Annotated in this window: 9 protein-coding genes; 1 reads left to right on the top strand and 8 read right to left on the bottom strand. The window is 41.2% G+C overall.

Annotated elements, in window-relative coordinates:
* Nucleotides 1–116 precede the first annotated feature (116 nt).
* The 5 genes from H7T93_RS07785 to H7T93_RS07765 all read right to left on the bottom strand — a co-directional run bounded on the left by H7T93_RS07785 (nucleotide 117) and on the right by H7T93_RS07765 (nucleotide 5,440).
* On the bottom strand, nucleotides 117–1,421 hold the full coding sequence (locus H7T93_RS07785) for a sensor histidine kinase (RefSeq protein ID WP_175062972.1): 1,305 nt from the start codon (nucleotides 1,419–1,421) through the stop codon (nucleotides 117–119).
* Nucleotides 1,418–2,071, bottom strand: a complete 654-nt coding sequence (locus tag H7T93_RS07780) for a response regulator transcription factor (RefSeq protein WP_175062973.1) — start codon at nucleotides 2,069–2,071, stop codon at nucleotides 1,418–1,420. The genes H7T93_RS07785 and H7T93_RS07780 overlap by 4 nt, the downstream gene beginning before the upstream one ends.
* Nucleotides 2,072–2,142: 71 nt before the next feature.
* Nucleotides 2,143–3,519, bottom strand: coding sequence for an ABC transporter permease (locus H7T93_RS07775; RefSeq protein ID WP_048790035.1), 1,377 nt, complete (start codon nucleotides 3,517–3,519; stop codon nucleotides 2,143–2,145).
* A gap of 13 nt (nucleotides 3,520–3,532) precedes the next feature.
* A complete protein-coding gene (locus H7T93_RS07770; protein WP_175062974.1) occupies nucleotides 3,533–4,165 on the bottom strand; it encodes an ABC transporter ATP-binding protein in 633 nt (210 codons plus the stop codon).
* 15 nt (nucleotides 4,166–4,180) lie between these two features.
* Entirely contained in the window at nucleotides 4,181–5,440 is a 1,260-nt protein-coding gene (locus H7T93_RS07765) for an ABC transporter permease (protein WP_201036509.1), read from the bottom strand.
* 221 nt (nucleotides 5,441–5,661) lie between these two features.
* Here H7T93_RS07765 and H7T93_RS07760 point away from each other — a divergent pair, with 221 nt between their 5' ends.
* Nucleotides 5,662–7,146 (top strand): DUF1846 domain-containing protein, encoded by a 1,485-nt coding sequence (locus H7T93_RS07760; protein WP_201036508.1) that lies wholly within the window; start codon nucleotides 5,662–5,664, stop codon nucleotides 7,144–7,146.
* Nucleotides 7,147–7,367: 221 nt separating this feature from the next.
* Here H7T93_RS07760 and H7T93_RS07755 read toward each other — a convergent pair whose 3' ends face one another.
* From H7T93_RS07755 to H7T93_RS07745, 3 genes are all read right to left on the bottom strand, one after another.
* Nucleotides 7,368–7,712, bottom strand: coding sequence for a hypothetical protein (locus H7T93_RS07755; protein ID WP_201036507.1), 345 nt, complete (start codon nucleotides 7,710–7,712; stop codon nucleotides 7,368–7,370).
* 302 nt (nucleotides 7,713–8,014) lie between these two features.
* Nucleotides 8,015–9,106, bottom strand: coding sequence for a glycerol dehydrogenase (locus H7T93_RS07750; protein WP_004182244.1), 1,092 nt, complete (start codon nucleotides 9,104–9,106; stop codon nucleotides 8,015–8,017).
* A gap of 152 nt (nucleotides 9,107–9,258) precedes the next feature.
* The gene (locus H7T93_RS07745) at nucleotides 9,259–10,242 is read right to left on the bottom strand and encodes a Gfo/Idh/MocA family protein (protein WP_201041741.1); all 984 of its coding nucleotides are present in this window, start codon (nucleotides 10,240–10,242) and stop codon (nucleotides 9,259–9,261) included.
* Nucleotides 10,243–10,251 lie beyond the last annotated feature (9 nt).

Genomic DNA, 10,251 nt, shown 5'->3' with positions numbered 1-10,251 from the left:
CCTTCGATGCGCACCCGCATAGCGGGTGGTTTATCTGTTTCGCACCTTCGGAGCGAAACGGACTTAAAGTCACATAATACAAAAAAAACGATGGTTAATACCTTAACCATCGCTTTTTACTTTTTGGGCAAGACCATAACAAAGCGCCTCCCCGTAGAACTTTCCTCAAATCTATAGCTAAGTTCCTCATGTTCTAGAAGGTATTTGACCACAAAAAGTCCTAATCCTCCTTCTTTCTTAGACTGAGCTTTAGTTGAAATATTTTCTTTAGATACACTCGTATTTTCAATGACAAAATCAGTTCCTTCATTTTCTAAACCTATTCGAATCACTCCACCCTTATCAGAATGCTTGACTGCATTACTGATGATATTTGAGAGAACCAATTTCAAAATAGGTAAATTCATGAAAATACTAGTTGCCGAAAGATAATTGTCAATTGATAGGGAGCGATTCTCAATCAACACTTGATTTTGAGTGAGTATGCGATTTACCACATCATCTAACTGAATCCACTCCTTGTCACCAGCCAATTCCTGGACAGAGGACAGGGACAGGATTTCTAGGACGATCTGATTCATCTCATCGACGATATCGAGAGAGACCGACAGGTAGCGGTCCCGATCCTTGTAGCGGCCAATCTTATCCCGCATATTTTCTAGAATAATCTTCAAGCTGGCTAGAGGTGTCTTGAGCTCATGCGAGGCCCCCCGTAGGAATTCCACCTTCATCTGCTCCAACTTCAGATTTTCCTGTTTCTGCTGCTCTAGATTGTCGATTACTTCTAGGAGATGGTGATAGAGGTCGTTGATCTGTTGCTTGAGAACGCCGATCTCATCCTGAGAGTGAATAGGAAGACTGGCTGTCCGATCCAAGCGCTTCATCCGCTTGGTCATCTGCTTGATCTCAAGGATCGGAGCAGAAATCAGGCGGGCATAGAGATAGGAGGCAATCACTGACAGGACAAAGGAAGCAAGGAGACTATAGGGGAGAAAGCCCAGACTGATGTCCCGCGCTTCCTTTTGGGAATCGACGGTTGCTAAGAATTGCAAGGTCAAGTTCTTTCCCTCTTTTGTCTGGATCTTTCGCTCTTCAATGACCAGAGAATTATTCTGGCTGTCAGGGTTCACGAGCAGGTCATCCTTGACCTCTAGGGCATTCTGTTTTTCCTTGCCCTTGATCGAGACCTTGATATCATTGGTCTTGGAATAAAGGTCGATGACGGACTCAATGGTCCCTTCTTCCTGACCTTGGAAACTCTTGGCCAGGGCCTGTGATTTCTTCAAAATCGTCTGGCGCTGAGACTCGATATAGGTCGACGGGAAAATAAAGTAAACCGAAGCGTGTAGAAGGATGACTAAGCTACTGAAAAGGGCAAAGGTGATCAGAAAGATCTTTGCAAAGATACTCCGTTTGGTCATGGTCTCTCCAATTTATAGCCGACATTGCGCACCGTGACGATACAGTCCAGCTCTAGTTTTTTTCGTAGTTCCTTGATATAGACATCAATCACCCGGTCAAATGGAATCTCCTCCGTCTCCTTCCAGACGGCATCGAGGATCTGAGAGCGGGTCCGGGCCTTGCCTTCATGCTGGAGCAAGTATTCCAAAATTTCCAACTCCTTGGCATTCATGGAAATGGCTTGGCCTGCTAGGCTGGCTGTGTAACTCTCAAAATCCACCCGTGCCTCTCCATAGGTGAAGACCCGGGAAGGTTGAAGCTTTTTAAAAATAGCTTCGATACGGACCTTCAAGAGGGACAAGGAGAAGGGTTTTTCCAGATAGCCATCTGCCAACTCTCCAAAGGCCGTCAACTTATAGTCCTCGTCATGGAAGGCCGTCAGTATGAGGACAGGGACTGAGCTAGTCTTCCGAATAGTCTTGAGGACTTCCAAGCCATTGAGGATAGGAAGCTGGATATCCAGTAAGACTAGATCTGGCGTCTCTCTGTGAAAGAGATCCAGGGCCTCCTGCCCATCGCCTGCTTCAAAGACCTCATAGCCACATTCCATGAGATAGTCACTCATCCCTTCTCGAATCAGGACCTCATCTTCTACGATTAGTATCTTCATACATTATCCTTTTCATCTATATATAGTCGCTTTCTTTCATTATACCGCTTTTTATAGGTGCAGCAAACTTATCATTCAACATCAACTAAGAGGTCTTTGGGTTTCTTGTGAAGAAGCCAGCGAGAAGAAATCAAGGATACCAAGCTTAAGATAAAGCCACCGACTAGAATGACTACCAAAAGTTGCTTAGGTTGGACTGTCATATGAATCTGAGTCAGAGTCTTACTGAAGCTCTCTGCCTCAGCCCCTCCACCGAGATTTGCAGCTAGAGATTCTTTTGTCATTTGCTTATTGATACCTTCCGTAACATTGGAAAGGACTGTTTTACCAACTTTTTCGGCAAAGAAACTCGCTAAACCATATGATAAAAGAAAGGCTGGTAAGGCAATCATCAGTAATTCCATTAAAAATTGACCCGCAACCTGTGTCTTTTTAAGTCCCAAGGCCAAAAAGATACCAACTTCTCTACGACGAGCATTTAACCATAAAATCAACAGAAGGGTTAGCAATAAACTTGTAAAAATGAGACTTCCAATAAACATACGATTTGCCACACGATACATCCCAAGAATAGATTCCTGTAAAGCAGGGTAGTTTGATGAACTCTTAACAAGATCGTAGAGGGTCCAGTTAATGTCCAACTTTTGAATCTTTGCTATCAAGGAATCAATATTTTGATCACCTTTAGCAAAGAAAGTGGCATCCTCATAAGTGGCAGTTTCTACGGTATTACCATAGAGTTTTGCAGCTGTGTCTAGATCAGTGATGAGGGTGTTTTCATACAACTCCTGAGCATAGGTAACGGCAGCTTGATTTTGACCAGAAAATAAACCTTTGATAGTCACTTCTACTGTTTCATCAGCCCTTTTTTCGTTATCAGCATCATAGAGATTAGATTTAAGTTTTACTTTATCTCCTACATTAAGACCATTCTTTTTAGCTAAACCTTCGTGCATCAAGATTTGATTATGGTCCTTATCGGTTAGATGTTCTCCTTCAACTAGTTTATAAGCACCTGAAACAAATTTATCTTCTTTTGATGAGTCATTGACTCCTGTCAACATCAAGGTAGACTTAAAATTTTTAGCACGTTCTGGCGATTGATTTTGTAGCGTTTGCTCTGTTTCAATAATCTCATAATCTAGTAAATCACCAATACCATTTATCCGTTTAATAGTCGAAACAATTCCTTTAGTCTCACTAATCTTTTTAATATCTTCTCCCTTAAGATTTCCAGCCCCTCGAGGAGTTCCAGGATTCGTGTTACGATTAATCTGCATTGAAAAACTATTGGTAATTGCCCCTAGACTCTTGGATGCAGCTTCTTGGGTTGCACTTCGCATAGCAAGTCCTAACAAACTAAGAGTACTCATCAAAAGAATAATAGTTAACAGTAATAGTGACTTTGACCATTTTCGTGTAATATATGCAAAAGCGTTTCGAAACATAAGAGTCCTTTCTTTATTTTTTCTTTTCTATGAGTTGTTGCTTCTTCAACTCTAAAACCACATCAGATGCCTGAGCAACTTCCTTACTGTGCGTGACAACTATGACACATTTTTGGCGATCTAAGGCCATTCTTTTAAGGATAGCAATAATATCCTTGGCAGTTTCCTCGTCTAGATTTCCTGTCGGTTCATCTGCCAAGATAATCGGAGCCTCTGAAACCAAAGCCCTCGCAATAGCTACACGTTGTTGTTGCCCACCTGAAAGTTGCAGGACATTTCGATTAATTTGCTTTTCATCTAATCCCAATTCAGAAAGTATCTTCTTATCGGCATTTTTATTTACAAGTCGTACATTCTCTAAAGGTGTAAGATAATCAATAAGATTGTAATTTTGAAAAACAAGCGCAACATGGTGTCTACAGTGATAACTGGAGCCTTTTTTCTTGATATTTTCTCCGTTAAACAAGACCTGCCCCTTCTTGGGATAATCAAGACCTGCCAAAAGTGAAAGTAAGGTCGATTTTCCCGCTCCAGATTGCCCAATAATACTATAAAACTTACCTTTCTCGAAACGATAACTCACCTTCGAGAGGATAGCTTCACTTTTACTTTGATAACTATACGTAACATCTTTGAGTTCTAACATAGTGTTCCTTTCTCCTTAACTCATATTAGATAAGATTTCTTTTGGTGTTTTGCGCCAAATGAGACCTGTTGTCACACCGAGCGATGATATTACCAAGACTAGAAGACAGAGATAAGATAGCCCTAAAGGTAGTCCCTGAGGAATTTGATCTAATAACTGAAGAGCCTGCTGCTGTCCTTGCTGTCCTAAAAATTCTTGCAAAAACAGTCGACTTAGTAGCCGTCCAATAGCAATGGCCGGTAGCAAAGACATAAGCGACACCAACAATATCTCCACAAGAAATTGAACAAAAATGCGTCCCTTGCTCTTCCCAATTGCTAAAAGAATACCTATCTCATGATTTCGCTCACGCGTCCATAGTGCCATTAAAAACGAGAGGATACCTACTCCTGTAACAATTAAACTAATCAACATCGTTCTGACGATTCCTTGTAGCGCTTGAGACGATTCCTTCAAGGAGTCAAAAGCTTTTCGGTCCTCGTCCAAACGTAGACGATACCAATCGATATCTAATTGTTTCACTTGTTTAATGACTTGGTCGATTCTATCTGGATTCTTAATACCAAAGGATAATTTTGTCACTAACTTATCAGTCAAATTAAGCAGTTGGCTAGCGTCCTCATAATGGAGGAAGACTTGATTTTCACTTAAATCTGAGGACATTCCAGTAAATGTCTCCTCCTTCTTGCCAGAAAAAATACCAACGATATCAAAGCTCATTTTCTTAGCTCTATTTTCAGTCACCTGAAAATTGGACAAGGTCAGCTTGTCTCCGACGCTTAGCTTATTTTTCCTAGCAAGCGATTCATGAATCATAATTTGCCCTTTAGCAGATATGTGCTTCCCCTTAAGGAGTTGAAAAGCACCACTCCTAAAATCAACACTTTGGCCTGTTTCCTTAGTAAAAGTGGCTCCCAAGGCTTGATTAGCCTCATTATGAAGATCATCACGTTCCACCGTTTGTTTTCCTGTAACGACCTTCTTATCGATAAGTCGCACTGGGCTTATATATTCAGGTATCGTTGTCATCACATCAGATAGATGACTAATCTTTTCCCCCTCTTTCCAGGAAAATGCACTGCCTCTTTCTTTACTTACCAGAGCAAAACTTGCCCCACTTGACTTCCTGATTTGTGCTTTCATTCCTCCACCAACTTGCATAAGAGAGAAACAAAAATACAAGCAAGATAATATCAAAAATAAAATGAGAAAAAGTATAAAATTCCGCGTTTTTTTGCGAAAAATATAAGCAGTTGCCTGTTGTAAGAGAACCATCTTCCACCTCCATTTAAGACATTAGCCCTCAGCTATACCAAAGATAAGTGAGGATGCTTTAATTTCTTATTCTAATTATAGACGACAAATGTGAAACCTTTATGAAATTAAATATTCTAATCATGATTGACTTTAAACTCTTTTTCTCCAACAAATCGACTTTCGCTAATAGCATTTACCTCAGGCATTTGATATAATTTTTCTCAGAGGTATTTTTATTTATGAAGAAACAAGCTTTTAGTTCTGAACAGTATTTGAATCTGCAACGCGACCATATTTTGGAGCGTATTAACCAGTTTGACGGGAAACTCTACTTGGAGTTTGGTGGTAAAATGTTGGAGGATTTCCACGCTGCTCGTGTCCTTCCTGGTTATGAGCCTGACAATAAAATCAAGCTCCTTCAAGAGCTTAAAGATCAGGTTGAAGTGGTTATCGCCATCAATGCTAGCAATATCGAGCACTCTAAGGCTCGTGGTGACCTTGGCATTTCCTACGACCAAGAGGTCCTTCGTCTGATTGATAAATTCAACGAGCTCAATATCTATGTGGGTTCTGTTGTTATTACGCAGTATTCAGGTCAACCTGCAGCCGATGCTTTCCGTAACCAATTGGAAAAAAATGGCATCACATCTTACATCCACTACCCAATCAAGGGCTATCCAACGGATATGAACCATATCATTTCTCCTGAAGGTATGGGAAAAAATGACTATATCAAGACTAGCCGTAACCTTATCGTTGTTACTGCTCCTGGTCCTGGTTCTGGTAAATTGGCAACATGTATGTCTAACATGTACCACGACCAAATCAATGGCATCAAATCAGGTTATGCAAAATTTGAAACTTTCCCAGTTTGGAATTTGCCACTTCATCACCCAGTCAACTTGGCCTATGAAGCTGCCACTGCCGACCTTGATGATGTCAATATGATTGACCCATTCCACTTGGAAACTTATGGCAAAACTACGGTAAACTACAACCGTGACATCGAGATTTTCCCAGTCCTTAAACGTATGCTTGAACGCATCCTTGGTGAGTCACCTTACGCTTCACCTACAGATATGGGTGTTAACATGGTTGGTTTTGCCATTACGGATGATGAGGCAGCCAAAGAAGCTTCCAAACAAGAGATCATCCGTCGCTACTATCAAACCGTTCTTGATTTTAAAAATGAACGTGTTCCTGAGACTGCTGTCAAGAAGATTGAGTTGCTCATGAATGATCTTGGTATTACTCCTGAAGATCGCCAAGTGGTTGTTGCAGCACGCGCTAAGGCTGAAGAAACAGGTGGTTCTGCTCTTGCCCTCGAATTGCCAAATGGTCAAATCGTAACTGGTAAGAATTCAGAACTCTTTGGTCCAACTGCAGCTGCTTTGATTAATGCTATCAAGACTTCTGCAGGTATTGATAAGGATACTAAACTTATCGAGCCTGAAGTGGTTAAACCTATCCAAGGTCTGAAAATTAACCATCTGGGTAGCCGTAATCCTCGTCTCCACTCCAACGAAATCCTTATCGCCTTGGCCATTACTGCTGCCAACAATGCGGATGCGGCGCGTGCCATGGAGGAACTTGGTAACCTCAAAGGTTCTGAAGCTCACTCAACAATCATTCTTACCGATGAAGACAAAAATGTTCTTCGTAAGCTCGGTATCAATGTGACCTTCGATCCTTACTATCAATACGACAAATTGTACCGTAAGTAATTCATGATTTAAAACAAGAAAGACCTCAGTTTTATCAACTGGGGTCTTTTCGAAATCACTTTAGCTGGAGAAAGAAAAAAGGGAAGCTCTATCGAGTTCCCTTTTTGATAACCCACTCTTTCGTCTCGACCCGTTCCCAATGAAAAGGGAGTGGCCTAGCATTATTATGAAAAAGTGAGTTAAAGGTATCAAACAGAGGGCTAAGCCACTCCCGATTCTAATCAGCCTACGATTTCTAACTTGAGAAAAGGTAAGCTAAAAAGCAAAATTATAGTAGATAGGACAGCAACAAGTGGGAGGTAACGGCCTCCAACAAGATAGAGTAACAATGGCGCTATCGCTATGAAACGATTTAGAAAATTGCTAGTAACACGAACGGTTTGTCCGTCCTCGACAGTAATGGTGTTAGACCTGTAACCCAACTTTCCGACACTCAAACGAGCTTTCGACGATGGTAGGGAAACGCTCACGTCTTCCACTCCAGAAACTGTCCCCACAAGACTACTGTCTACGCGAATAGGACTCTTTCTAGCTACCTTGCTCGCTTCTATTGTAATACTAGCCACTAGTCATCTCCTTTTCCTATCTTTTCATTTATAGTATACACCTTTTGAAACGCTTACACAAGGGAAATGACTGTTAAATCAAGATTTCTTGAAAATGTTTTATGTTTTCAAAAGTTCTTAAACCGCTTTGAGGGACTTTGGAAATATTGGTTTTTAAATAGTAAAAAGGGCTCAGTCCTATCTAATACAGAACTGAACCCTTTCCTATAACAATTTGTCTATCCTGTTGGGATAAGTGCCTGAGGGGGATAATATTCCTATACGGGAATGGTGGCACTTTCCCTACAAAAGACCAAATTTACTTAGGCTAATCCATGAACATAAGCATCTACAGCAACGATGGCTTGCGCAATATCAGATGCTTTCACTTCAAATGGCATTTGATGGATAGTTTCTCCTTCAATTGTTGCTTGTTGACCAACCTTGAGAAGATCTTCGTAACTTGCATTTTCAAGATGCATTTCTTTAAGAGTGGTTGGCATGCCAATTTGTTGATAGAAACGAATGTATTTATCCAAAACTTCTTTTGGACGATTTTCTAGGAACAATTGTACAAGAGTTCCGTAAGCTACTTTTTCACCATGAGTCAAATGGTGAATATCGCCAGTGAGGGCTGTGAAACCATTATGGATGGCGTGAGCCGCAGCCAAGCCACCACTTTCAAATCCGATACCACTGAGAAGGGTATTGGCTTCAATGATGTTTTCAAGGGCAGGCGTTACAACTTTTGCTTCACAGGCGGCCATGGCTTGTAAACCATCTGCAAAAAGGATTTCTTCACAGCGTTCAGCAATGGCAACACCAGCAAGTGTTTGGTGTTTGCCTAGCATGGTTTTTCCATTAGCCTGCATAACTGCTCGAGCTTCTACCCAAGTTGCTAAGCCATCTGCGATACCAGAAGCGAGCAAGCGTTTTGGCGCTTGAGAGATAACCTTACTATCAACCAAAACCAATTCTGGGTTCTTAGAATAAAAGATGTAGCGTTCAAACGCACCCTCGTCCGTATAGATAACAGACAAGGCTGAAACCGGAGCATCTGTAGATGCAATGGTAGGAGCAATCACTACTGGTGATTTAAGAAGATCTGCGATGGCTTTAGCACTATCAATAGTCTTACCACCACCTAAACCAATGACTAAATTACAGCCCTTTTCTTTGGCCAAACTTACCACACGATTAATTTCATTATCTGAAGCTTCACCATTAAAGAAGACTGGAACAACTGTAAGTCCATTTTGAACGAGGTATTCTTCGAAACGTTGACCCACAATGTCATAAACTACTGAATCACACAATAGTACAGGATGACTTCCTAGTTCCAAAATGGTTTTTGCATTTTCAAATAAGGCATTTTCACCTTGAATGTAACGTGACGGACTTGCAAAATTTCTCATAGTCTTTCTCCTTTGATATAAATGTATTTATATAGAATCAATTAAATGATCTTAGTTCTATGGGATACAGAGCTAAACCCTCACTTTAATTGACAGTATATCTATTTAGAGTCAGTACATAAGTCTAATTTTTTACTCTGTTTTCAAAACTTCTACTCTTCTTCTGGGTAGGTCAAACCCCAGTCTTTACGGAGTTGTGTCATAAGTTCCATGACATCTCGGCTGTAATTGAGGTAGGTATAATCATTCTCTCCTGCAACGGCTGCTTCCATATCCAGAACCTCATACTGGAGGGCTTTAGCGGTTTCTCCTGCTTCGATGACTTCTTGTGAGCCATCTTCCGTATAGGTGATGACCGCCCTTTGTCCACGTGGGTATTCATAGAGTTCGATATAGCCCTTGTCATAAGCGATGGTGCCACGTTTAGGTTGTTTAGCATGAAGACTTAGCGTCACCGTTGCCATTTCCCCTTCTGCATTGGTAAGGAGAATACCCGCTTGTTCATCAACACCAGTTGGAGCTAATTTAACCTGTGAAACCATCTCAGTTGGTTGCGACGTCATGAACCAACGTACAAAGGAAAGGGCATAGACACCGATATCAAGCAAAGCTCCACCAGCCAAGTTACGATTGAAAAAGCGGTTGGTCATGTCATATTCTTTATAAGAACCGAAGTTCATCTGGATAACCTTGAGAGGTCCCAACTTACCACTTTCCACGATTTCAGAAAGTTTCCGATAAATAGGCATATGGAAAATGGTCATGGCTTCTGCCAGTTTGACATGATTTTCTTCGGCGAGTTGAATAGCTTCTGTCAATTCCTCACTGTTTAGAGTGATAGATTTTTCACAGAGGACGTGCTTGCCAGCTGCGAGGGCCTTGCGAAGGTAATTAATATGCGTATTATGAGGCGTTGAGATATAGATAATATCCACTTCAGGATCTTCAAATACTTGGTCAATCTCTTCATAAACCTTTTCAATGCCATATTTTTCAGCGAAGGCTACACCCTTGTCATAGGTACGATTGGCAACGGAATAGAGTTTCCCACCAAGAGCTTCCAAGGCTTGTGCCAATTCGTTGGCAATTACGCCAGTTCCAAGACTAGCCCAGTTATACTTAATTTGATTTGTCATAATTTTCCT

This window comes from Streptococcus sp. 9.1, assembly GCF_016648815.1.
In the GTDB taxonomy this organism is placed as follows: Bacteria; Bacillota; Bacilli; order Lactobacillales; family Streptococcaceae; genus Streptococcus; species Streptococcus salivarius_E.
The sequence above is the reverse complement of the archived record's forward strand: the minus strand, read 5'-3'. Positions and strand labels throughout refer to the sequence as shown.